This is a genomic window from Phycisphaeraceae bacterium (assembly GCA_019636675.1).
Taxonomy (GTDB): domain Bacteria; phylum Planctomycetota; class Phycisphaerae; order Phycisphaerales; family UBA1924; genus JAHBXC01.
In genome coordinates, this window is the sequence record JAHBXC010000001.1 from 929681 (window position 1) to 954039 (window position 24359).

The 24359-nt window shown below is 69.6% G+C and carries 22 protein-coding genes; 11 read left to right on the top strand and 11 right to left on the bottom strand.

The window, feature by feature from the left end:
* Positions 1-69 precede the first annotated feature (69 nt).
* Both KF684_03960 and KF684_03965 read right to left on the bottom strand, forming a co-directional pair.
* A complete protein-coding gene (locus KF684_03960) occupies positions 70-534 on the bottom strand; it encodes a hypothetical protein (GenBank protein ID MBX3352063.1) in 465 nt (154 codons plus the stop codon).
* Positions 535-1077: a hypothetical protein gene (locus KF684_03965; protein MBX3352064.1), complete on the bottom strand. Its 543-nt coding sequence runs from the start codon at positions 1075-1077 to the stop codon at positions 535-537.
* Between KF684_03965 and KF684_03970 the strand changes: the two genes are divergently transcribed.
* From KF684_03970 to KF684_03985, 4 genes are all read left to right on the top strand, one after another.
* Positions 1056-1910, top strand: a complete 855-nt coding sequence (locus KF684_03970; GenBank protein MBX3352065.1) for a hypothetical protein — start codon at positions 1056-1058, stop codon at positions 1908-1910. The genes KF684_03965 and KF684_03970 overlap by 22 nt on opposite strands.
* 123 nt (positions 1911-2033) lie before the next feature.
* Positions 2034-2891, top strand: a complete 858-nt coding sequence (locus KF684_03975) for a hypothetical protein (protein ID MBX3352066.1) — start codon at positions 2034-2036, stop codon at positions 2889-2891.
* 168 nt (positions 2892-3059) lie between these two features.
* Entirely contained in the window at positions 3060-3797 is a 738-nt protein-coding gene (locus KF684_03980) for a hypothetical protein (GenBank protein MBX3352067.1), read from the top strand.
* A 4-nt stretch (positions 3798-3801) separates the two neighbouring features.
* The gene (locus KF684_03985; GenBank protein ID MBX3352068.1) at positions 3802-4671 is read left to right on the top strand and encodes a hypothetical protein; all 870 of its coding nucleotides are present in this window, start codon (positions 3802-3804) and stop codon (positions 4669-4671) included.
* A gap of 15 nt (positions 4672-4686) precedes the next feature.
* On the opposite strand, the gene KF684_03990 is transcribed toward KF684_03985, so the two are convergent.
* A complete protein-coding gene (locus tag KF684_03990; GenBank protein ID MBX3352069.1) occupies positions 4687-6267 on the bottom strand; it encodes a PhoH family protein in 1581 nt (526 codons plus the stop codon).
* Positions 6268-6348: 81 nt separating this feature from the next.
* Here KF684_03990 and KF684_03995 point away from each other — a divergent pair, with 81 nt between their 5' ends.
* Positions 6349-7476: a Nif3-like dinuclear metal center hexameric protein gene (locus KF684_03995; GenBank protein MBX3352070.1), complete on the top strand. Its 1128-nt coding sequence runs from the start codon at positions 6349-6351 to the stop codon at positions 7474-7476.
* Positions 7477-7480: 4 nt separating this feature from the next.
* On the opposite strand, the gene KF684_04000 is transcribed toward KF684_03995, so the two are convergent.
* Positions 7481-8635: a hypothetical protein gene (locus KF684_04000; GenBank protein ID MBX3352071.1), complete on the bottom strand. Its 1155-nt coding sequence runs from the start codon at positions 8633-8635 to the stop codon at positions 7481-7483.
* A gap of 182 nt (positions 8636-8817) precedes the next feature.
* Here KF684_04000 and ribB point away from each other — a divergent pair, with 182 nt between their 5' ends.
* Positions 8818-10026: a 3,4-dihydroxy-2-butanone-4-phosphate synthase gene (gene ribB, locus KF684_04005; protein MBX3352072.1), complete on the top strand. Its 1209-nt coding sequence runs from the start codon at positions 8818-8820 to the stop codon at positions 10024-10026.
* 6 nt (positions 10027-10032) lie between these two features.
* Here ribB and hpnE read toward each other — a convergent pair whose 3' ends face one another.
* From hpnE to purF, 3 genes are read right to left on the bottom strand one after another with little or no spacing between them, the layout of a single operon-like run.
* Positions 10033-11436, bottom strand: coding sequence for a hydroxysqualene dehydroxylase HpnE (hpnE, locus tag KF684_04010; GenBank protein ID MBX3352073.1), 1404 nt, complete (start codon positions 11434-11436; stop codon positions 10033-10035).
* Positions 11433-13331 carry a squalene/phytoene synthase family protein gene (locus KF684_04015; protein MBX3352074.1) on the bottom strand — a complete coding sequence of 633 codons (1899 nt, stop codon included), beginning with the start codon at positions 13329-13331 and terminating at the stop codon, positions 11433-11435. The genes hpnE and KF684_04015 overlap by 4 nt, the downstream gene beginning before the upstream one ends.
* A gap of 60 nt (positions 13332-13391) precedes the next feature.
* Positions 13392-14984, bottom strand: a complete 1593-nt coding sequence (gene purF / locus KF684_04020) for an amidophosphoribosyltransferase (GenBank protein MBX3352075.1) — start codon at positions 14982-14984, stop codon at positions 13392-13394.
* Between the two features lie 195 nt (positions 14985-15179).
* On the opposite strand from purF, the gene rpmI reads away from it, so the two are divergent.
* The 5 genes from rpmI to KF684_04045 all read left to right on the top strand — a co-directional run bounded on the left by rpmI (position 15180) and on the right by KF684_04045 (position 19858).
* Positions 15180-15482: a 50S ribosomal protein L35 gene (gene rpmI, locus KF684_04025; GenBank protein MBX3352076.1), complete on the top strand. Its 303-nt coding sequence runs from the start codon at positions 15180-15182 to the stop codon at positions 15480-15482.
* A 95-nt stretch (positions 15483-15577) separates the two neighbouring features.
* Positions 15578-15952, top strand: a complete 375-nt coding sequence (gene rplT / locus KF684_04030) for a 50S ribosomal protein L20 (GenBank protein MBX3352077.1) — start codon at positions 15578-15580, stop codon at positions 15950-15952.
* Positions 15953-16127: 175 nt separating this feature from the next.
* The gene (locus tag KF684_04035; protein ID MBX3352078.1) at positions 16128-16796 is read left to right on the top strand and encodes an RNA polymerase sigma factor; all 669 of its coding nucleotides are present in this window, start codon (positions 16128-16130) and stop codon (positions 16794-16796) included.
* A 189-nt stretch (positions 16797-16985) separates the two neighbouring features.
* The gene (locus tag KF684_04040; GenBank protein ID MBX3352079.1) at positions 16986-18221 is read left to right on the top strand and encodes a hypothetical protein; all 1236 of its coding nucleotides are present in this window, start codon (positions 16986-16988) and stop codon (positions 18219-18221) included.
* Positions 18222-18712: 491 nt separating this feature from the next.
* Positions 18713-19858: an SUMF1/EgtB/PvdO family nonheme iron enzyme gene (locus tag KF684_04045; GenBank protein ID MBX3352080.1), complete on the top strand. Its 1146-nt coding sequence runs from the start codon at positions 18713-18715 to the stop codon at positions 19856-19858.
* A 144-nt stretch (positions 19859-20002) separates the two neighbouring features.
* Here the strand turns inward: KF684_04045 and KF684_04050 are convergent, their stop codons facing one another.
* From KF684_04050 to KF684_04065, 4 genes are read right to left on the bottom strand one after another with little or no spacing between them, the layout of a single operon-like run.
* On the bottom strand, positions 20003-20347 hold the full coding sequence (locus KF684_04050) for a hypothetical protein (protein MBX3352081.1): 345 nt from the start codon (positions 20345-20347) through the stop codon (positions 20003-20005).
* 6 nt (positions 20348-20353) lie between these two features.
* A complete protein-coding gene (locus tag KF684_04055; protein MBX3352082.1) occupies positions 20354-22867 on the bottom strand; it encodes a hypothetical protein in 2514 nt (837 codons plus the stop codon).
* A complete protein-coding gene (locus KF684_04060; protein ID MBX3352083.1) occupies positions 22867-23472 on the bottom strand; it encodes a hypothetical protein in 606 nt (201 codons plus the stop codon). The genes KF684_04055 and KF684_04060 overlap by 1 nt, the downstream gene beginning before the upstream one ends.
* Complete coding sequence (locus tag KF684_04065) at positions 23469-24356, bottom strand: hypothetical protein (protein MBX3352084.1); 888 nt, start codon at positions 24354-24356, stop codon at positions 23469-23471. The genes KF684_04060 and KF684_04065 overlap by 4 nt, the downstream gene beginning before the upstream one ends.
* Positions 24357-24359: the final 3 nt, after the last annotated feature.

Consider the following 24359-nt stretch of genomic DNA (forward strand, 5'->3'; position numbering starts at 1 on the left):
CACAACCTTCTCACCCTGCTCTGCCTTCTTACGCCTGTCTGCGTTCAGCCCGGCATCGATCATCTCTCGCTACCTCCGTCTTCCCAACGCACCGCCCCCTCGCACGAAGACACCTTCCGCGTCATGAACGACGCCGCAGCGACCATCGAAGCGCGACACGCGGCCGAAGACCTGCTCCTCGCCTCGAAGCCCGTTCACCTGATACCCGTCGTCTTCGCCGCGCACGACGAACCCGTCCCCACGCCCGACGGCTTCCACTTCAACCCCTCCGCCATCAGCATGTTCCCCGGGGGCCCGAACCGCGATGTCGAAGCGCAGATCCTCCCCGTCGGCGCGCAGATCGTGTACGCCCGATTCAGGATCTGGGAGTCCCTCGTCAGGAACGCACAGCCAATCGAAAGACGCGTGGAGATTCTCGGCGATCTGTTCCCGCTCGCGGACTCTGAGATGAAACTTTCCATGCTCCTCGACGCATGCACCTGGAATTGGTCGGAACATATCGAGGCGCATGTCCTCGAGGCGCTTCTCGATCATTCAAACTCCTGTCGCGTGCGAGCAACTGCGGCGCAGGTTCTCAAAATCCACACCATGGGAAAGCACCTCGAATCCGCACTCGCGGCAGCATGGGCGCTCAGGGGCGATGACTGCGCGATAACCATCGCCGGGAGCATCATCAATCCGGGCACGGGCTCCCCCCCGTATTACGACCCGCGCTTTGCCGTGCTGCTTATCGATCAGTTTGATCGCGCGCAAAGGGCTGGCAACCCTGCCATCGCAATGACCGCTGGTCGCCGCCTCGCCGACTACCTCCGCTTCACCGTCGTTCCCTCGGCCGACTTGCGACTCTCCGTCCGCTCCGACGCGTAGCGCGATCATGTCATCCACACCACGAAGACCTGGCTCGACGAGCACCGCGAACGCCTCGAAGCCGACGCCGCCAAAGCCGCCGCGGGCGACAAACCCGAGCGCCTGCCCGCCCAGCCCGGCTGGAAGCACTACGACCACGACCACGCCGAACGAATCATGCGCGAGAACATCGAACGAACGAAACAGCGATGACCCGAGAGTTCGTCTCAATCCTGATGATGGTCATCGCCGACATCGGGTGCGCCGCCGCTCCATTGCCCGACTCGCCGAATGCAACGCGCGGGATCGTGATCGTCTCACTCCAACCCGACTGCATACCGAGCCCCGACCGCCCCGCCTTCGACCGTCTCGCCACGCTCCCGAACAGCGCGATCCCCGATCTCCTCGCACACGAAGACCCGATCCTCCGCGGCGTCGGGATCTTCCTCGCCGATCAGCGACAACTCCCCGAACTCCTCCTCGGGGCGACCCACCTGATCGACGACGACCGCCCCACCGTCCCCGCCGCGATCTGCGGCCCAAACCCGTCGCAGTTCCACTCCCAGCCGATGACCGTCCGCGAACGCTTCCTCGAAACCTGGCTCGCGTGGACCGGTGAAGGCATCAAGGATCACAACGATTTCGAGGCCCGCTTCGTCACCACCGGGTTCGATCCGTGGTCGCGCCTTCACGCGTGGCGTCTGGCGATGCGCCGCGGCGCCAGCGAAACGCCGGAGAACGCAGCCGCCATCAAGGCGCGCATCGCGTCCCTCCCCGATGACGCCCGCTGGCTCGTCGCCGTCGCGTCGCGCGGCTCGGCGCAGGGCCAGCGCTTCTACACCGAGCAGGAAGTCCGCGAACTCGTGCTCTCCGTGGACGCGGCCACCCGGCAGGCCATCCTGAACGAGACGGCGCCCGTGCTCAGCGATGTCACCGAACGCGCCGGTGCGCACGAGACCTTCTACCACAAGCAGGCAAAGGCCATCCTTGAAGGCAAACCACTCCCCGAACCGACGATCCCGCCCGAGTTCGAGCGCTTCCGGCGCAACCTGAACCCGGATTGATGGATGCCGCTCATGATTCACGCTTTGTTGTGCGTGGTTTCCAGCAGACACATCGCCGCGGCGGGTGAGAAACCCGAGCTGACGAAGAACCCATGAACCCAGCGCCGCGAATCGACTGACGCGATGAAACGACTGATCGTGCTCCATCTCGCCGCCGGTCTCTCGATCGCGCTGTCCCCGACGCCCTGCGCGGCGCCCTCCGCCGGGACTCAGTCCCGCGCCGAACCCGCCCGGCTCGCCAACGCGGTCACCGTTCTCCCCGTGTACGAAGACCGCGACTGCTTCACCCCCGAGCAACTCGCCGCCGTCGAGGCGCTCGACGCCATCCCCGACGAGCAGATCGAAACCCTCCTCACCTCGGACGACTCGTGGGTCGTCGGGATCGGGATTCATCTCGCCGATGTGCGCCTCAGGCCCGACATACTCCTGAAGCATTCAGAGCTTCTGAAAGACACCCGCCGCACCGTCCCGAACGGGATGTGCGCCGAGGGCTGGCGCTTCATCCAACCCCCCGACGACGCGTTCAGCACGCACCGCATGACCGTGAATCGCCGCTTCTCGCTCGCCGCCGAGGCCTGGTTCGGCGGCTACTTCAGGTCCGTCGCAGAGTTCAACGATTGTCTCTCCCCGGACGCCGACGCGTGGTCATACCTCAACCCCTGGCGAGAACTCCTCCGCCGCGCACGCCAGAACGCAGACCCCGAGCGCATCGCCGACGCCAAACGCCGCGTCCTCGACGCCCCGCCCGCCCTGCGCTGGGCCATCCTCGCGCGAGAGGCCGCCTTCCCAGCCGACGAGAACCCCGTCTTCACCCCGGACGACCTCCGCGACGCGATGCGCGCGCTCGACAACACCACCAAAGACGCCATCCTCCGAGGCGAGGCCCCCCTGCCCCCCGACGCCCTCTGGAACCGCGATCAGGACCAACGCGCCGAATTCTCCGCGTGGCTCCACGACGCGGCCAGGGCGTGTCTGAGGTAAACAACGGGTCCGCATCAAGGTCAGAATCACATGAGAGAAGCCACCGCATACCGCAGCCGGGTAAAGTGGATCGGTCTCCTGGGGGTGGCTCTCCATGGCGTCGGCGCCGCGACACACGCCTCTCCCGACAATCCGCTTCAGTGGCAAGAGAAGAGTCTCGCCCGCGCCGTGATCGTCCTCCCGCCCTCACGCGGCATCGACGAGTGTTTCTCGACCGATCAGATCGATCCGATCCTCAAGCTCGACGCGATCCCCGACGACTCCATCGACGACCTTCTGTCGTCCGATGACCCGTGGGTGATCGGCGTCGGGCTCTACCTCGCCGACACCCGGGGGAGGCCGGACATCCTGCTCCGGCACCCGCGCCTTCTCGACGATCGACGACATGGCCCGCCAGAGGGTCGCTGCTCGAACGACCCGGCAATCCAGCAGAAGGGCCAGGGCGTATCCAACGCGGCGCGCATGTCGATCCACTCGCGCTGCGCCGAGAGTTTCGTGACATGGTTCGGCGTCTACCCGAACACCTCGGAAGACTTCGCGCGATACTTCCCCACAGACGCCGACGCGTGGGCCCACCTCAGGCCTTGGCAGACCATGCTTTCCCGCGTCCGGCAGAGCGGGGATCCCGCGCTCCTCGCCGAGGCGAAAAGGCGGGTCCGCTCGGCGCCCGACTCCATCCAATGGGCCATCCTGGCGCGGGAGCAGCTCTACGCACAACGAGAGAAACCCCTGTTCTCCCCGCGCGAACTCCGCGACGCCATGCGCTCCCTCGACGCCGCGACACGCGACGCGGCCGATCGCAACGAAGCGCCCCTCCCGCCCGACATCCTCTGGAATCGAGATCCACTGGAACGCACATCGCATTCGGAATCACTCTACGACGCCGCCAAACTTCTACTCAGGTAACGCCATGCCTCTCGCTCACCTCCTTGCGCTCGGGATCACCCTGGCTCACTCCTCCGGCGTCGGCGCCCCCGACCAGCGAACGCCCCTTCGTGACGACGTTATCGCCGCCAGTCGCGCAGCGCAGGCGACGGCCCGCGCGGTCGCCGTTCTCCCCATGTACGCCGACCGCGACTGCTTCACCCCCGAGCAGCTCGCCGCCGTCGAGGCGCTCAACGCGATCCCCGACGAACAGATCGAAACCCTGCTCGCCTCGGACGACCCGTGGGTCGTCGGGGTGGGGATCTATCTCGCCGATGTGCGCCTGAGGCCGGACATACTCCTCAAGCATCCCGCGCTGCTCGATGACCGCCGCCCAACCGTACCCGACGGCACATGCCCCGGCGGCTGGCAGAACGACGGCGTCGGCTCGGGCAAGTTCAGCGCGCACCGGATGTCGCTGCACCGCCGATCCAGCGAAGCGATCCACACCTGGTTCCGAATGTTGCCGAACACAACCGCCGACTTCCACGCGTTCTTTCCGGAGAATGCCGACGCCTGGACCTATCTCGAACCGTGGCAGGCCCTGCTGTCACGCGCACGCCAGAGCGCAGACCCCCAGCGTCTCGCCGACGCCAAACGCCGCGTCCTCGACGCCCCGCCCGCCCTGCGCTGGGCCATCCTCGCGCGAGAGGCCGCCTTCCCGCCCGACGAGAACCCCGTCTTCACCCCGGACGACCTCCGCGACGCGATGCGCGCGCTCGACAACACCACCAAAGACGCCATCCTCCGAGGCGAGGCACCCCTGCCCGACGATATCAGGTGGCAACGCGAGACCGACGAGATTTCCCGCTTCTCGCGCGCGATGCACGAAGCAGCCATCGCGCTCCTGCGATGACGGCCCCGGTCTCTCTCACAACTTCTCCGTCGCCAGCGACGCGAGGTCGCTCCGCTCGCTCTTCGCCAGCGTGATGTGGCCGACCACGCCCACGCCCTTCATCCGCTCGACGGCGTAACTCAGGCCGTTGCTGCTCGCGTCCAGGTACGGGTTGTCGATCTGCATGATGTCGCCCGTCAGGATCAGGCGCGTCCCCTCGCCCACGCGCGAGATGATCGTCTTCACCTCGTGCGGCGTCAGGTTCTGCGCCTCATCCACAATCATGAACTGGTGCGGGATCGAACGCCCTCGGATATAGGTCAGGGGCTCGAGCACAAGGCGCCCGTCGGCGATCAGTTTCTTGATGCGCATGTCCGCCGAGAAACTCTCGGGCAGCTGCATGTGCGAGCCGCGCGTGCTCAGCAGGTACTCGAGGTTGTCGAAGATCGGCTGCATCCACGCGAAGAGTTTCTCGTCCTTGTCGCCCGGCAGATAGCCGATATCGCGCCCCATGGGCATGATCGGGCGCGCCACGAGCAGACGCTCGTACCGCTCTTCCTGAAAGACCTTGGTCATGCCGGCGGCCAGCGCGAGCAGCGTCTTGCCGGTGCCGGCGGTGCCCAGCAGCGTGATGAGTTTGATGTCGTCGTCGAGAAGCAGATCGAGCGCCATCGTCTGCTGCACGTTGCGCGCCATGATGCCGAACACCGGCTTGCGCGGCGCCGACACGGGCACGATGTGCTCGGTGTCCGCCAGGCGCCTGCCCAGCCCGGTGTGCGTCTCGTCCTCGGTGGCCTTGAGGATCACGAACTGGTTGCTCGCCAGCCGGTCCTTCCACGAGGGGTCGTCGTCCTTCTCGTCGGGGTCTGCGAACGCGAACGCGTCGGAGTCCTCGTCGATGGTGGCGACGCCCTCGAGCTTCTTGATGGGCAGCATCCGCTCGCGATAGAGCTCGTCGATGATGTCCGCCGGGGCGCTGAGGGCGACATACCCGGTGTAGAGCCGGTCGGCGTCGACCTTCTGGTTCTCGAAGTCCTCGGCGTCGATGCCCAGCGCGTCGGCCTTGATGCGCGCGTTGATGTCCTTGCTCACGAACACCGGGCGCTCGCCCCTCTCCTTGAGGGCGTACGCGACGCTGATGATGCGGTTGTCGGGCGATTCGATCCGCAGGGGCGCCGGTCGCTCGAGGGGCGCCGTGTCGATGCGCACCACGCCGGTCTCGCCCGAGGAGGGATAGACCTCGGCCCACGCGACGCCCTTGGTCAGGTGCCCGCTCTCGCGCAGCTTGTCGAGGTGCCGGATGCACTGGCGCGCGTTGCGCCCCAGATCGTTGTTCTCGCCCTTGAAGTTGTCGAGCTCCTCGAGCACCGCGAAGGGGATGACGACCGTGTTCTCCTGGAACACGAAGAGCGCGTTGGGGTTGTGCAGGAGCACGTTGGTGTCGAGCACGTAGGTCTTCACACCCGTGGCGCCGGAGCCCCCGGCCGTGGATTTGCGCAGCAGCTCGCGCCTGGTGCGCTCTCGCCCGGGGCCTTTCCCCCGATCCCCTCCGGTGTTCTGCACGCCGTCCTCCGTGGTGGTGCGATCGGACCCTTTGCCGTTGGAACGCTTCGCCATACGGGGGCAGTCTACAGCAGTCCGTCGCCCGTGTTTCGCGTCCGGGCCCCGCGACGCTAAAGTCCCGTGAAGGAGACTCGGATGAAGGTCGGCGATCTCACCTCGGCGCTCGACGCGATCGCGCCCCCGGCGCTCGCGGAACCATGGGACAACGTGGGCCTGCTGGTCGGCGACCCCGACCGCGACCTCGAGGGCCCAACCCTCCTCACGATCGACCTGACGCCCTCGGTCCTCGCCGAGGCACTCTCGATCGAAGCGGGCGCGATCGTCGCCTATCACCCGCCCCTCTTCCACCCGATCAAGCGCATCACCCCCGAGAACACGCGTGGGCGCACCCTCCTGCGTTGCCTCGAAGCGGGGATCGCCATCCACTCGCCCCACACCGCCCTCGACGCCGTCGACGGCGGCGTGACCGACTGGCTCGCCGACGCTGTCGCGTCCACCGGCGACCGGCGCGCCCTCGTCCCGGCGATGAACAAGGACGGCGCCCAGACCCACAAGTTCGTCACCTTCGTCCCGCGCGACGCCGTCGAACGCGTGCGCATGGCCCTTGCCAGCGCCGGCGCAGGGCGCATCGGCGAGTACGACCTGTGCTCGTTCGAGTCCGAGGGAACCGGCACCTTTCAGGGCAGCGAGAACAGCAACCCAAGCGTCGGCGCACGAGGCCAGCTCGAGCGCGTCGCCGAGGTCCGGCTCGAGATGGTCTGCGCCGGGCGCGCCATCCCCCTGCTCGTCGAGACCCTGCGCGCGTTCCACCCCTACGAGGAACCGGCGTACGACGCGTACGAACTCGCCGGTCGCCCCGACCGGCGCGTCGGCGCGGGCCGGCGCATCACCCTCGACCAGTCGCGCACCTCCGAGGAAATCGCCCACAGCGTGCGCGACTACCTCGGAGTCGCGAGCGTGCGCCTGGCCGAAGCGCCCGTCGTCGCCGGCGAGCGTGTCTCACGCGTCGGCGTCTGCCCCGGCTCCGGCGCCGAACTGGTCGACGCCGCGATCGCCGAAGGATGCCAGCTCTTCATCACGGGCGAGATGAAGCACCACGAACTGCTCGCCACCCTCTCCCGAGGGTGCTCGGTCATCCTCGCGGGGCACACCAACACCGAGCGCGGCTACCTGCCACGACTCGCTTCGCTCCTCAAGGAACGCCTCCCGGGCGTCGACGCGCGCGTCAGCAAGGCCGACACCCTCGTCTGGCGACCCGTCTGATCGCTCAGCCCAGCACGCCCCGGCGCTGCTCGAACATCTTCTCGAGCCGCTCCCGGATCGGCTCCTGCGCCTCCAGCCCCGTCGCGCACGCGACGAGCAGGTCCACGAGGTTCAGGTAGTCGTTCACGCTGATCCGCTCGGGCTGGATCTCCGCCTTGCCCACCTCGCCTCGCTCGACCTCGTCGAGGTTGCCCATGTTGTGGTAGTTCCCCAGGGGCAGGCACACGCAGGTCGCGTCGTAGCCGTACGCGCAATAGCAGGTCGCCTCGCACGCGCCGCCGGGCATCAGCTTGCGCTGCCAGCGGAAGGAACGCTCACGCAGCGCGTGCTCCTTGGCGAGGCGTTCGCAGACCTTCGCCACCGCCGCCGTCAGCGAGGGGCTGAAGGTGCTCATGCGATCGCCCACGCGCACGATGGGCCCGCCCCCGATAGGCGAGTCGTGCGCGAAACTCCGAGAGTTCTCCAGCGCGAGCAGTTTCGCGCTCGCGGGGATAAACCCGTCGCGGCACGCGCCGATCGCGCCCACGAACCCCGTCTCCTCAGCACGCGTCAGCAGCAGCCCGAAGGGGATGTCTCGCGGCGATTCGTCCATCGCGCACAGCGCCGCCGCCACCGCCGCCAGGTCGTCGCACGCCGGCGCGTGCACCATCCCGCGCTCGTCGATGCTCGCAGGAGGCAGATCCCACACGCAGACATCGCCCACGCCAACGGTTGCGCCGGCGTCGTCGAGTCTCGCCACGCAGTCGCGATGCGCCGTGGTCTCGCTCGCCGGCTCCGCCTTCTCGACCGTCGCGCGCACAACGCCGCCCGCGGCATGGATCGCGACGCGAGGGCGCTTGTCGAAATATTCCTGCTTCACCCCGCCGCGAAAGGACAGCGCGACCGTCCCGCGCTCGAGCCCCCCGCCCTCGACGCGCTCGACGACGAAGGCCGGGTGATCGAGGTGCCCGGTCATCAGCACGCTGGGCGTGGCGCGGATGTCGATGGCCTTCGGGTACAGCAACATGTTCCCGTGCGCGTCGTGATCGGCCGCCAGCCAGGGACGCTCGCCGATCCAGCGGTCGATGAACGCGATCACGCGGTCCTCTTTCCCTGTCGCCGTCGGAATCGAGGCGAGGTCGAGGAGTGTCTGCAACCGGGCGGCGGTGGGCTCTGACATGCCCCATTGAAGGCGAGGAGAAGGCACGAGGCACGGGGCAAGAGGAGGGAGCAGGGAGCAGGGAAGAGGGAGCAGGAAGAACGAGAACCTCTTCCCCATTGCCCATTGCCCATTGCCCATTGCCGATTGCCGATTGCCCCCGCGTGCCTCGTCCCTCGTGCCCTCTCCCTACACTCCCCCCCATGCCCTCCGACTCTCCCTTCTCTCCCATTCCCGAGATCCTCGACGAGCTGCGCGCCGGGCGCATGGTCGTGCTCACCGACGACGAGGACCGCGAGAACGAGGGAGACCTGATCCTCCCGGGACAGTTCGTCACCCCCGAGGCGATCAACTTCATGCTCCGCGTCGCGCGCGGGTACCTCTGCCTCTCACTCACCGGCAAGGACTGCGACCGCCTCGACCTCCACGCGCAGAGCGCCGTCAACACCTCGGTCCGCGGCACGCCCTTCACCGTCTCCATCGACGGGCACCCCAGACACGGCTTCACCACCGGCGTCTCCGCCGCCGAGCGCGCCAAGACCATCCGCATGATGATCGACCCGGCCTTCGGCCCCGACGATTTCGTGCGACCAGGGCACATCAACCCCCTTCGCGCACGCGAGGGAGGCGTGCTCGTGCGCACCGGCCAGACCGAGGGCTCCGTCGACCTCAGCCGCCTCGCAGGGCTGCACCCCTCGTCGGTCATCATCGAGATCATGCGCGACGACGGCGAGATGGCACGCGTCCCCGACCTCATCAAACTCTGCACACAGCACAACCTCAAGATGTGCTCGGTCGCGCAGATCATCGAGCACCGCCTCGCGCGCGAGAGTCTGATCCGGCGCATCGACCCGCGCGAGGGCACGCCGATCGACACCGAGTTCGGGCGCTTCACCCTCATCGCCTACGAGAGCGTCGTCGACGCCCTCCCCCACCTCGCGCTGATCGCGGGCGACATCGGCGACCCCGACTCATCGGACGCCCCGACGCTCGTGCGCATGCACCGGCGCGACCTGCTGGGCGACATCTTCGCGCTGACGAGCGGGGGCGAGGCATCCACCAGCAGCGCGCTCCGCGCGTCCATGCGCGCCATCCAGCGCGAGGGGCGCGGCGCCATCGTCTACCTCCGCCCCGAGGGCGCGCCCGACGCGATCGCCGCCAAGCAGTCGCTCTCGCAGCGCCTCCAACGCATCCGGCGCAGCGCGTACGACCCCGACGCGCCGGACATGTCGCACCCCGCGTCGCCCGCCGGCGCGATGCCCATGCACAACCGCGAGTTCGGCATCGGCGGCCAGATCCTGCGCGACCTGGGCCTCACGAAACTCCGCGTGCTCACCAACCACCCGCGCACCATGCCCGGGCTCGACGCGTTCGGCCTCGAGGTCGTCGAGCACGTCCCCCTCGACGCGTGAGCGCCGTCAGAGCCCCATCGAACGCCTGAACCCCCCGCCGCCCAGCGCGCGCGCCAGCCACGAGGGCGCCGCCGATCGCGCCAGAGACCAGCCGCGCCCCTTGCCCATCACGGCTCCGGCGGCGAGATACCCGCTGCGCACCGCGCCCTCCATCGTCGCCGGCCAGCCGGTGTCCGTGTAGTCACCCGCGAGAATCAGCGAGGATCCCTCGCACGACTGCGCCGGCCGGGCCGCTTCGAACCCGGGCGTCGCGGCGAAAGTCGCCCGCTTCTCCTTCACCGCGCGAGCCGAAACGATCTGCGCGTCCGTCGCCGTGGGGAAGCACGCGCGAAGATCGCGCAGCACCCGCTCGACGATCTCCGCTTCGCTGAGATCAACCCACGCGTCGGCGGCGCTGATCACCGCGTGCAGGCGTTGGCCTCCATCGGGCGCCCCGCCCTTGTTGAACAGCCACTGCGTTTCTCGGGACACCAGCACCGCGTGGGGCTGCGTCATGACTTCGCGATCGAGCGCCAGATGCACGCCGATGATCGGGCTGTGCTCGACGCGCGCGAGCATCGCGAAACGCGGATCGCGCGCGCGGAGTTCGTCCGACGCGATCCCCGCCGCCCGCTCGGCGGGAACCGCGAGGATCACGCGCCCCGCGTCGACGCGTTCGCCGCCAGCGAGCGTCACGCCGCGCTCGTCCACGCCCACGACGCTCGCGCCGAGCCGGACCTCGCCCCCGCGTTCGACGATCGCTCGCTCCGCCGGGTCGTACAACTCGACGAGAGGCCCCGACGCCAGCGCGATGCGCGACGCGTCGGCGCGCGCGAGAAAGCCCTCCTGAAACACATGGATCGCGCTGCTCGCCGCGACCCGCGACGGCGTCAGGTTACACGCGCTGACCACCACCGGCGCCCAGAACTTCTCGACCGCGCCGCGCGGCTGCGAATGCGCCGCGAGCCATTCGCCGAAGGTCCGCGACCGCTCCGCCAGCCGGTCCGCGCGCAGGGCCGCGATCATCCCCCGCGCGACAGCGACCTTCTCGTCCGTCGTCAGAAAGGAAGCACGCAGGAACGACCAGGTCGTGTGGGCAGGCGCCGGCATCCCGAGCGCGCCCTTCCCGGGCCGGACCACGCTCTCGCGCCCGCCCTCTTCGACGAAGTGCAGCGTCTCGGTCCATCGCAGCAGGTCAGACACGCCCACGCGCTCGCAGAAATCCAGGTAGTTCGCGCAGCACCCCATCGCCACATGCTGGCAGTTGTCGAGCGTCTCGCCGGTGCGCGGGTCGGTGAACGATGTCGCGCGCCCCCCGAGTTTCCGCCGTGTCTCGAGCACGAGCACGCGCACTCCCTCGGCGCTCAGACGGACCGCCGCGCTCAGGCCCGCGAGCCCGCCCCCGACGATCACCACATCGGGCGTGGTCATGCGCGCCCGCCCCGCGCGTGCAGCATGATCGCGACCTTCCGCCACGCCGGCAGCGACGCGCGCGGCTCGCACGCCGCCAGCATCGGCTCACGCTCGAGCATGCCGAGCACGCCCGAGTAAATCTCGGTCATCGCGCGCATCGACGGGGCGCACGCCGGGTCGATCATCGCCTCGAGCCCCTCCGACGCCTCGAACTCCCGGCGCGCCCAGGCGGCCAGATCGCGCACGAGCGCAGCGCACCCATCGGGCTTCGACCACTCGGCCAGCGCCTGCGCCGAAAGGCCGTGGCGAGCCAGGTCCTCGCGGGGCACGTACACGCGCCCCGCGAGGAAATCGCGCCGGATATCGCGCAGGATGTTCGACAGTTGGAACGCCACGCCGCGGCTCGTCGCCTTCTCGCGCACGCCCTTCGCGTCCGCCCCCGGGACCGTCCCCCAGATCGCGACGCACACCCGCCCCACGGTGCTCGCGACGCGCTCGCAGTACCGCTCCAGCCCGTCGCGAGACTCGTACCCAGCGTGGTTCGCGTCCTCCTCGAGCCCTTCCAGCAGCCCGAACAGATCGCCGGCGTCAACAGGAAACTCGCGCATCGCCCACGCCAGCCCCACCCACGACGCGTGCGCGCTCTCGAGGCAATCTCGCTCCACGAGCGCGCGCAGGCGCGAACGCCGGCGCTCGATGCGGGCCATCGCGACCTCGCGCGTCGGCACGGCGCGATCGTCCTCATCCGCGTCGTCGTCGGCATCGCGCATCCACGCGTAGACCGCGTACAGCGCTGACCGGCGCCGCCCGGGGGTCAGGCGCAGCCCGTAATAGAAGTTCCGCGCCTCGCGCCGCGTCACCGAAGCGCACTTCTCGAGCGCCACACGCACGAACACCGGCTCGCCGTTGCCGTTCGATGTCGTCCCAGGCGCGAGACGCGTTCGCAGCAGGATGCCCGCCTTCTCCGCCTTCGTGAGGGAGGGCCTCGACCACAGCGTTGCGCAGCCGATCCGCTCGATCTTGTCCAGCGTCCGCTCGCCGCCAGCGATGAACAGGCGCACCACGCGCGACAGGTCCGCGTCCGGGATCATCCGCGGCAGCGCCTCACCCTGCGCAAACATCTCCCTCGTCCGGCGCACCAGCGGGCGCATCGCTCGGATATACGCCACGCGCGCCGACGCGTCGTCGGGTGTGTCCTTCCACCGCCGAAGCGTCTGGGCGTCGAGGCCCGTCTCGACGCTCGGCAGGTACACCCGATCACGCTCGTCGAGGTCTCGCCGCACATCCTGCCAGAAGTTCGCCAGCTGCAGCGCCGTGCAGACCGCGTCGGACATCCGCAGCATCGCGTCACGCTCGCTCAGGGCGCCTCGCCCGCCCGAGGGCAGCGGAGCGACCGAATCGATCATCGCCAGCACGATCCTGCCCACCGGGTTCGCGCTGCGCGCGCAATAGTCGAGCACCTGCTCCCATGTCTCGTAGCGCGTCACGCGCTGGTCCTGCTCGAACGCGTCGAGCAGATCGTGGAACGGCGCGGCGTCGAGGGCCCGCCGGCGCATCGTCTCGGCGAGCGGCCCGAATATCGGGTCATCGGGGGGCGCGTCGCGCTCGTCGCGCGCAGACGCGTGCGCCTCTTCCACCAGGGCGTGCCATCGCGCCAGCTCCGCGAGGGCCTGCGCGCGCCCCTCATCGGTCGGCGGCGCATCGTCGGCGATGTCGTCCGCCCCCCTGCAGAACGCGTAGACCGCCGCGAAGTCGTCGCGCAGACCCGCGGGCACGAACCGCGACAGCACATGGAAGTTCTCGTAGTGCGTCGACGCCAGCCGGCGCGCAGCGTCCAGGCCGGGAACGGCCGGTGAACCCGCGCCGGGGGCGGGCGGGCGCTCCGTCAGGATGGGCGAGGGGTCGATCGACACGGCGTGCTCTCGGGGCGTGGCCTTCGATCAGACTACCAGAGAGGATTCCGCCGGGCCCGGTCAGAGCAGCGTCATCTGTCCCGGCTCGATCGCGTCCAGCACGTGCGGGTGGTCGATGTCGATGGGGTACTTCCCCGACCAGCACGCGGTGCAGTAGTCGCTCGCCGGGGTCTTCGGAGACTCCGCGACCCTCAGCATGCCCTCGATCGAGAGGAACGCGAGGGTGTCGACGCCCAGCATCGCGCGGATCTCTTCGATGGTCCGCTCGTGCGCGACGAGCTGCTCGCGCGAGGGGAAGTCCACGCCGAAGAAGCACGGGTGCCGGATGGGCGGGCACGAGATGCGAAGGTGTATCTCCCTCGCGCCGGCCTCGCGGAGCTGCTCCATCTTCACCTTCGTGGTCGTGCCCCGCACGATCGAGTCGTCCACGACCACGATCGACTTGTCGCGCACGATCTCGTCGATGACATTCAGCTTCAGTCGCACCGCCGCCGCTCGCTCGCGCTGAGTGGGCTTGATGAAGGTGCGGCCGACATACCGGTTGGGGACGATCCCCTCGCGGTACGGGACATTGGCGGCGCGCGAGTACCCGTTCGCCGCCGATCGCCCCGAGTCGGGCATGGGCATGATGTAGTCCACGCCGACCGGGGGCGGGGCCTCTCGCGCGAGCTGCTCGCCCAGTCGCTCTCGCACGAGCTGCACCGTCTGCCCGAAGACCACGCTCGACGGGCTCGCGAAGTACACGTGCTCGAAGACGCAGTGGGCCTTGCGCTCGGCCGGCTCCGCGAAGCGCCGCGACTCGACGCCCCGGTCCGAGAGTGTCACGATCTCGCCCGGCTCGACCTCGCGCACGAACCTCGCGTTGATCGCGTCGAGCGCCACGGTCTCGCTCGCGACGACGGGCTTGCCCTCGCGCGTCTCGCCCAGCACGAGCGGGCGCCACCCGTGGGGGTCGCGCGCCGCTTCGATGCGATCGGAGAACAGGAACAGCACGCTGAACGCGCCCTCGAGCCGGCGCAGCGTCGCGGCGATCGTGTCGGGGCTCTTCTGCTGTCGCGGCGACGCGAGCAGGTGCACGATCACTTCCGTGTCGCTCTGCGTGTGGAAGATGTGCCCGGCTTCCTCGTAGAACTGGCGCAGCGCCGACGCGTTGGTCAGATTCCCGTTGTGCGCCACCGCGACCTGCCCCCCGATATAGCTCTCGAGGATCGGCTGCGCGTTGCACGCGAGCGACCCGCCGGCGGTCGAGTAGCGGTTGTGCCCGATGCCCCCTCGCACCTCCGGCCCGGCGAGGTCGCGCAGCACGCGCGAGGAGAACACCTCGGACACCAGCCCCATCCCGGTGTGCGCGCGAAGCTTGCCGGCGTCGGTGACGGCGACGCCCGCCGACTCCTGGCCCCTGTGCTGGAGGGCGTAGAGCCCGATGTAGACGAGGTTGGCCGGGTCCGGCTCGCCCCAGACGCCGAACACGCCGCACTTCTCCTTCTTCTCAGAATCCTCGAGCAGGAGGCGCTCGGCGAGCGCTCTGGACCCAGGGCGGAGGACCGGCAGGCGCGCGAGCACCCCCGGGGGCGGCGCCCCGACCTCGCCGGTCTGGCTTTGTTCGGGATGTCCGAGGGTTTCGGCGGCGGGGCGTCGGGTGCGGTCGGGCATCGCGGGCATCATAGAACCATCGCGAACCTTCGCGCGATCTTCAACCGAAGGAGATGACGACTCGACCCGCGAGGGGAGGCGGGCGTATGCTCCGCGTCCCGATCCGGGCGGATCGGAGCCGTTCTACCACCACCGCCTCCCGCCGCGGACAATCAAAGGTCCCACGGGCCCAGCCAAGCCGCGGAGCGAATCACCATGCCGAAGAACAAGACCCACAAAGGCCTGCTCAAGCGCATCCGTCTCACCAAGACGGGCAAGGTCAAGCACAAGACCTGCGGCGGCAGCCACCTCAAGTCCAACAAGTCCGGCGCCGAGATCCGCGAGTATCGCGCCTCCAAGACCATGTCGCGTGGCGAGGCCAAGCGCGTCGAGCTGCTGCTGCACACGCGCACCCGCGGCGCCGACCAGCCGCGCACCTCGATGAAGCGCAGCCCCTCGCCCGAGCAGCGCAAGGCCATGCAGGCCGAGCGCAAGGCCGCCGCCGCCGCGAACGCCTGAGCTCGCAGACCCTGAATCACACACCCGCCGTCCGGGCACCAAGATCGGCCGAGAGTCCGGCCGCCCCGTCCGGCATTGTCTGAGGAGTTTCGTCCATGCCACGCGCACGCAAAGGCGCCGCCCGTAAGCGCCAGCACAACCGCGTCCTCCGTGAGGCCCGCGGCTACTACGGCACCAAGTCCCGTCACTACCAGCAGGCCAAGGTCGCGCTCATGCGCGCCGGGCGGTTCGCGTGGCGTGACCGTCGCGCCCTCAAGCGCAACATGCGCTCCCTCTGGATCACGCGCATCACCGCCGCCTGCCGCATGCGCGGGACCCGCTACTCCCTGTTCATGAACGGGCTCAGCAACGCCGGCATCCTGCTCAACCGCAAGATGCTCTCCGAGATCGCGATCCACGACCCCGCCGCCTTCGACACGATCGTCGAGAAGTCGGTCAAGGCGTCGACCGCGACCCCTGCGAACGCCTGAGAACTGCCCCGCCCGACCCCACCAACCCTCGCTCCCGGCGGGGGTTTTTCATTCCGCCCCGAACCCGCCCAGAACATCCCCCGAATCACGGGCGTCGTATCCTTCGTGTGGGACGATCCCGCCGCCGGGCTTCTCAAGCGATGACCCCGGACCCGGCCGACGGTGAAGGCACGCCTTGGACGACCAACGGACCGACGAGCAACTGCTGGAGGACTACCGCTCGGGCGACGCCGCCGCGCTGCGCACCATCATCGAGCGCCACCACGACGCGCTGATGCGGTTCCTCGCGCGATTTCTCAGCGACCGCCAGGCCGCGGAGGATGTCTTCCAGGACGCCTTCCTGCAGGTCCACCTCTCGGCCGATTCCTTCGACACTTCCCGGCGCTTCAAGCCCTGGCTCTTCACGATCGCCGCCAACAAGGCGCGCGACTACCTGCGCAAGCACCGGCGCAACGCGCCCCTCGACCTCTCGGCGCCCATCGGGGGCTCCTCCGGCGGCGACGGGCGCACCTTCATGGACCTCATGGAGATCGATGTCCCGCCCCCTGGGGTGGAGCTCGACGACCGGGAGCGCGACCTGCTCGTGCAGGAATGCGTCGACTCGCTGCCCCCCCACCTGCGCGAGATCCTGCTGCTGGCCTACTTCCAGCGTCTTTCCTATTCCAACATCGCCGACGGGCTGGGCGTCCCCCTCGGGACCGTCAAGAGCCGCCTGCACGCCGCCGTCGCCGCCTTCGGTCGCGCCTGGCGCGAGCGCCAAGCCGGCAACAACGGGGATCGGTCCCAGAACCCCCTCCCCGACGACGCGCCGAGCCGCGCGCGAAAACGCGCCGCGAACGAGTGAACCCGCGCCCGACTCGCGCCGTAAGCCGTGAGTCGAATCCCTGACCGTCGTCGCGACCGGCCCCCTCCACCCGTCGCGGCTTCACCCGGCGACTCTCTCCCGCCGGGATCGAACCACCGTTCCTTTCACCTCCCGACTCCCCGAGAGGGTCGAGTCCTCCCCGCAAGGGTCGAACCTGAGAGCGCTGAAGTGAACCCCCCGCCCGACCAGCACGATCCGAACCCCGAGCCGTTCACGCTGAGCGACGCCGACAAGGCCGCGCTCGACGCGCTCGTCGACGCGCGCTTCGACGCGCAGCGCGTCCCGGCGCAGCTCCGAGATCGCGCCGGACGCGTGGCGGCCCTCATGGGCCTGCTCGACGCCGGGCTCGACGATCTGACCGACGCGCGCCGGCGCTCGCTCCTCACCACCGTCACGATGGCCCGCGTCGCGCGCACGCCGATGGCGGGCGCCGACACCGACCGCCCGCTCTCGCTCGAGGACGGCGCGTCCATCGACGCGCTCGTCGACTCGGGGTGGGATGTCTCGCGCGTCGCCCCGGCGCTCGCGCCGCGCGCCGCCCGGGTCGCGAACCTGCTGCACACCCTCGACGCCGGCGCGCCGTCCGGCGCGTTCAGCGCCGACGAACGGGCCGCACGCGTGGAGCGCGCCCTCGACGCGATCCAGCGCCGCATCGACGAAGACGAGCGTTCGCGCCAGTTCGGGGCCAACGACTTCGTGCTGCCCCGCCGGGGGCTGCGCCTGCGGGAACTGTTCTCAACCGCCGCCGCGCTCATGCTCGGCTTCGCGGTCCTCTGGCCCATCGCGTCGAGTTTCCGCGAAGAACTGCGCGTGACTGCCTGCCAGAACTCGATGCGCGCCGCCGGCGCCGGCTTCGGGCTCTACGCCGGCGACCACTCCGGGCGCCTGCCCGTCGTCAGCGCCGGGTTCCGCGGGTCGTGGTGGAATGTCGGCACGCCCGGCCAGTCCAACTCCGCCAATCTCTTCGAGCTCGCGCGCACCGGCCACGCCGTCCTGCGCGACCTCGCGTGCCCGGGCAACCCCGGCGCGCCCGTCCACATGCACGACGCCGAGCAGCGCGACTGGCGCGCCTTCCACGAGGTCTCCTACTCCTACCAGATCCCCACGCGCCCTCGCGCCATGTGGAACGGCACGGGACGCGTCGTCGTCATGGCCGACAAGAGCCCCATCGTCGAACGCGCACGCTTCGGCGAGCGCTTCGACCCCGAGGCACGCTCACGCAACCACTCCGGACGCGGCCAGAACGCGCTCTTCAACGACGGCTCCGTCGTCTTCCTCGCCTCCCCCGTGCTCGCCAACGGCGACAACATCTGGCTCCCCCAGCACCTCACGCTCACCAAGCGCCCCACCCTCCAGGGCACCGAACGCCCCGACGACGACACCGACACCTTCGTCGGGCCGTGAGCGCGACGCTCCTCTCGCTTGCATCTTCTCGATCTGAGGAAGTAGCGAGAAGGAAATGAAGCCCAAAGAAAGGGCTCGCTGTCTCCCATAGCTTCGCGATAGGCGTTGGGGCGGCATTGCTCCGTCTCCTCTCTGCTCCCCCTCCTGTCGAGCGCAGCGAGATGGGAGGGGCCAGGGGAGGGCTACCAGAACTCCGGGCTTCCCTCCTCAACATCTCACTTTCCCTTCTCTCACTCTCCCTCCGGTGCCACCACACAAAGTGTGGTGCCTACCCCTTCTACCCCTTCTCGATTTGAGGAAGACAGGGACAAAGAAAGGCGAAGCCCCAAGAGGGTGTAGCACCACACTTCGTGTGGTGGCACCCGGATTTCTCCGATTTTCCGGTTCTCAGACCTTCCAATCCGCCGGCGTTTCCGGTACATTGCGGCCGCACAGAACGCGCCCTTCGGGGGCCGCGTTGATCGAGTCACTCCGTTCCGAGGAGCGTCGCCGTGAAGATCCGTTCGTGTGGTTCTGTTGTCAGCGTGCTCGCGTGCGCGTCGGTCGTTGTTGCGCAGGGTTCCGGGGGCGGGGGCGCGGCCAACAACCAGCACCTGCGGTTCACGCAGGAGCACGGCTTCACCTTCAGCACCATCGGCGACGCGGGCAACGCCCCCGCGCAGGTCCCCAACTGGCGGCCCTCGCCGCAGAACCCGGGCCCGACGCGCCCGCTGGGGGGCGTGGATTACGAGTATCGCATCGCCACCACGGAGGTGACCTGGGGGCAGTACTTCGACTTCGTGCAGGCGTATGCGCCGGTCATGCCGACCGAGTTCCGCCTCGGGATCGGGACGCGGGATCGCCTCGTGCCTGAGGGAAGCATGTCGCTGAACAGCCCAATCCAGTTCGCGGGTCTGTCGGGCGGCGTGGCGCAGTTCACGCTGGACCAGTCACGCGCCGACAAGCCCGCGACCTCGAACTGGCTGTACTTCGCGCGCATGGTGAACTGGCTGCACAACGGCGCCAGGCCCGCGTCCGAGGTCACCAGCGCGGACTTCGAGACCGGCGCCTACGACACTTCGACCTTCGCGCGCATCCCGACCGGGCCCAAGGGGGTGTCGTACCGGACCGACCAGGACTCCCGCTCGCCCGACGCGAAGTTCTGGATCCCAAGCGCCGACGAACTCGCGAAGGCGACCTTCTACGACCCCAACCGCCACGGCGAAGGCCAGGGGGGGTACTGGCTCTACGGCCACTCCAGCGACGACGCGCCGATCCCGGGGGACCCTGCGCTCGGCGGTGAGACCAACGCAGGGCGCGACGGCATCGAGTGGCCCGCGGGGCAGTTCAGGCCGCTCGACTCGGGCAGCTACCCGCATGTCCAGAGCCCCTGGGGCCTGCTCGACACCACCGGGGGTGGGGCGGAGTGGACCGAGACCTGGCGCGAGGATCAGGAGTTCATGAACCAGAGTCGGATCGTCCTCGGGGCGGCGGCGTACCGCGATCCCGCGCACTGGGACATGGAAGAAGCGTACTGGCTCGGGCCGACTACCGGAGACGGCACGCTCCGGCTGGCCGCGGCGATCCCCTCGCCGGGCGCGGGGGTGGCTCTGGGTCTGGCGCTGATGATGCACACAACCGCACGCCGTCGGCGGTGACGCGCATCAACGCACCACGCACGCGTCGACCCGCGTCCTCCCGGCCGCGGCTCTGACCCGATGTCCCCGCTGTTCTGTCGCGCGATAAGGGCTTGCCGATTTGCGAAATAAGCCAGCTCGCAAATCTGTAGCGCGAACCCCCCCTCAGCTCACCACGGCATCGTCCGCGTACCAGCGCCAGTTGGTCCCGTCGCAGTACGCCGGGCGTGGCCCCCCGCTGCCCGGATCGTTGACCCATGCCATGCAGCGGCTCGTGTTCGAGCCCGGCCCCGGCAGGTCGGCGATGTCGTAGCCCTGCAGCCGAACCAGCCCCACCGCCTCCACCCTGAGGGGAGTGGCCTTGGCCTCAAGGGCCGAGGCGTTGCCCGCGTACACCTTGTCCTGGGGCGCGAGCACCTCCAGGGCGTCCTGGATCGTGGCGTCCCACCCGGCCTGGCCGGCGGCGAGGTCGCTGAGGTTGAGGGGGTTGGTGGCGGGGTCGATGGGCATGGCTACTCACTCCAGCGTGACGGTGACAACGGCGGCGGCGCGCGAGCGGCGCCCACCACGGGTAGACCAGACGCGCGCGACGAACTCCGACGCGGGCGAGCCGCCGTGGTCGGCGGCGTTCATGACGGCGGTGTAGAGGACGCCCCCCGCCGGGGGGCGGGTGGAGTCGCTGTCGAGCGTGATGGTGCGCCTCAGCTCGAGGCCCGATCCCGTGTCCGACCAGACCTCGACAGCGAAGGGCCCGTCGCGGGAGGGCTGCATGGTGGTGGCCATGCCCGCGCCGCGCTCGCCCGCGGCGTACCCGGCGCCGTCGCGCACGCGGTAGTCCCAGGTGATCCGGACATCCTCGCCCGTGAGATAGGTCGCCGCGCCCAGCTGGTCGTTGGCCCGGGCGTTGAGCGGGGGAAGCGGTCGCGCGGCGCGTGCCTCGATGACCAGCGTCTTGGCGTCGATGTCGCCGGCGTCGATCTCGCCTGAGCCGCCGATGGGCAGGGCCTTGAAGTGGCCCTCGGTCCCCTCGGCCACGGCGACGCCGATGGGGAACGGGGTGATACGGACATCTTCGGACCCGGTGGCGAGCACGACGAACGGCGTTCCCGCCGGCCAAGCACGCTGCGCGGTGTCGTACCTGCCGCGCACCAGCCCGACGAGGCGGTGACGCCCCGAGCTCGCGGGCGCGAGCCCCACCGCTGCCCGCACGAACACGATCTCCGCGTCGGCGCCCTCGCCGATCAGCGCGACCTGACGCCCGGCCAGCCACTGGTTGCCGAGCATGGCGTCCGAGAGGTCCTCGAAGTCCTCGACCTCGTCGTTGAAGGCGAGGATGACCGGGCCGTCCTCGCGCGAGCCGTCGCCGTCGACGATGGTGCGGGTGACGGGGAGGTCGTCCTCGAGCTCGCCGCCGAAGGCGACGCGCGCGTCCTGGCCGAGCACGGCGTAGGTCATCGCGTTGTCGGAGGCGAGCGCGACGGCGCCGGTGGAGACATCGTTAGCCCGCACGCGCGGGAGCGCGACGCGGGCCTGGTCGGGGTCGCCAAGCCCACGCGACAGCCCGTGAGGAAGCTCGAGCGGCGTGAAGAAGAGGTCGGGCGAGAGCGAGGGAAGCACGGGCGGGGGCCCGATGATTGGCGGCGTGAAGGCGAAGACCCGCCGACCGTACTGGTACACCGTGCAGGTGAGCACCGCCGCGAAGGCCAGCGGCTCGGGGTCGCGCCCGACCACCATGCACAGGCGGTCGGGCTCGCCCACGAGCCGGAGGATGAAGGCGTCGCCGGGTCGCAGCTCGCTGGCGCCTCGCAGCGCGCGGAACTCGAGGGTCTCGGCCTGGAGCAGCGTCTCGAACGATCGGCGGTCGGCGACCACTCGCGCCACATCGGGCGTGGTCACGGCGCGGAGGTCGATGCGCGTGGGTCGCACCTGGCCCGAGATCTCGATCGACCCGTCCGCCTGCAGCGGCACGGGCATATCCCGATACTCGTGGTTCGCGTCGCGGTAGGTGCAGACCACCTTGTTCCGGCGCAGCGGCGGGTCCGTCTCGACGATGCGGACGCCGCCCTCGCCGATCACGCCCTCGTCGATGACGGGCAGCTCGACGATCTCGTCGTCGTCGGGGATGCGCACCAGCCTCGGGAACAGCAGCCCGTCCTGCTCGAGCATCAGCCCGCCGGCGTCGGCGAGGATGTCGGCGATGATCTGCGCGCCGCTGGCGGCGTTCGCCGCCAGGTAATTGAACGCCAGGCCCTCGTCGGCGCAGCGCATCCCGACCTCCTCGAAGCGGTCGCACCAGAGGCGCCAGCACGGGATGCCCAGACCCAGCGGTTGCGGGAGCGTGAGCAGCGCCCACAGCGCGTGCGCCGGGTTGTGCCCGCCCTTGTCGTACGCCGCCTCGAACCAGTTGGGGCTCTCGGTGAGCGGCGCGACGAGGCGGCGCTCGACCTCGATGCGCAGCGTCGGCCAGATGGGCGAATCGCCCAGGGCGAGCCGACGCGCCTCGAGGTAGCAGAGGTGCGGCCAGGAGGACTCGACGCCAGTGCCCAGCGTGCCCGCGCCCTCTCCCTGCCCGAGCGAGGCGTTGACGGGCTGGTCTGACTCGCCGAAGTAGACATCGAGGTTGCCGGGGTTGGGCGACCTGGTCGAGATCGTGACGCCCGATCCGGCGCTCGACTCGAGGGGGCCCTCGTAGATCACCTTGCCGCCGTCGACGCGGATCTGGTGCAGGGTGTCGACGGCGCCGGTGCACACGCCGAGCATCCCCGCCTCCTGGTACGAACGCCCCGCCCCCTTGCTCGTGGACTTCTTCCCGCCGCTCTTCTTGGAGCGGCGATCGCCGGCGTAGAGCATGTGCGGCGCGACCTCGTATCGCCCGATCACCATCGGGAGCGCGGCCCCGCGCTGCGCCAGCACCGTGGGCTGCTGGTCCCAGCCGATGTTCTCGGCGCCCGCGCCGCGCTTGCCGGTCAGCATGCTCAACGCGCCGATTCCGGCGCCGATCGCGAGCTTGCCCAAAAGTGCCTTGCCCATCACCGCGTCTCCCAAGTGGTCACGGGACGGAACACGAACGCCACGCGCCGACGCATCGCGTCGTCGCGGAGCGAGCCGATGCAGACGCGCCCGCCGGGCCCGCCTCCGCAGTGAAGGAAACGCCCGAAGGGCTCGAGGGCGATCGCGGCGTGGTTGGCGTTGGCGCCCTCCCCCTCGCTCAGGCGCAGCGCGAGGACATCCAGCGGCTGCACATCGCCCTGGTCCTCAACCAGGCGGAGCGGGTAGCGCTTGAGCATCCACCGCGCCGCGCCCGTCATGTCTGCGTCGCCACCGGACGCGAACGCGTCCGCGTGAAGGCCGCTGTCCTGCGCTGCGCGCGGGCAGGGCCCGTGGTCGACGACCAGATGGAACATGCCCAGCCGGCGGAGCGCGTGGTCGAGCACCGCCGCCACCAGGTGCGTGCAGTCCACGCCGACGCCCTTGGTCTGCTGACCGGCCCGGTGGGGCGTGCGCATCCACGACGCAGCCTCCACGAGGATGCTCTCGATCGCCGGCTCGAGGGCCCGCGCGAAGATCGGCTCGTCGCGCGACGCGTCGAAGCGGGCCGCGCGCAGCATGCCGACTGAAGTGCGAGCGCCGGTCATCGGCTCCCTCCGCTGAATCCGGGGTTGTAGTCGGGTATCGCCACGCCGTACCCGCTGAAGCGCGAGAGATTGTTGAAGCGGCCCACGCAAGAAGGCTTGTCGCGCGGGCAGCCAGCCGTCACGCCCACATACTGCTGCAGCCAGCGCTCGGGCGGCTCGCCGCTGAGCAGCGCGGTCCCCGAGGCGTGGTCGTGGTCGAGGATGTCGAACACCAGCCCGTTCTTTCTGAGCCGACCGAACCGCGCCCACCCCACTGGCATCACGATGCCGCGCAGCTCGGGCTGGGTGCTGAGCACATCGACGGCGACGGTCCGACCCTCGATAGCCGTGAGCACGCCGGCGACGGTGACATCTTCGATGGGGATGCCGCACGAGGTCGACGCGAGCGCCCACTGGCAGTCGGGCTCGGCCAGCACGCACAGCGGGATGTCGAGCATCGACTTCACGCTCGAGCAGCGGATGCGCACCGTCGCCCTGGGGTCAGCGCCGACGATCCAGTCGCGCTCCACGAAGTGCCCGCGCGCCTGGATGCGCCAGGTCGACTCGTCGGCGGGGTCGCCGCGCCGCACGATGACCTCGATGGGAGGGTGCCCCTTGCGCACGACGCTGCGCAGCGGCTCGACGCCCCGGGGCAGCGACAGCTCGAAGGGCTCATCCTCGACGGCGCCGGTCTGGCGCGACGGCTCGTAGCGCAGCCCGGCCAGCGGCTCGTAGCGCGTGGTGGCTCCGTCGGCGATGACGGGCGCGTGCCAGGTCGTGTAGCGCGCCGAGCCGCTCTCGGGGCGGTCGATGCCCGTGATACCGGCGTTCGGGTCGCCCCAGCGCAGCTCGACGAAGAGCGCGAGGGCCGAGGCGGAGGACTGAAAGATCGTAGGGTCTGCCATCGC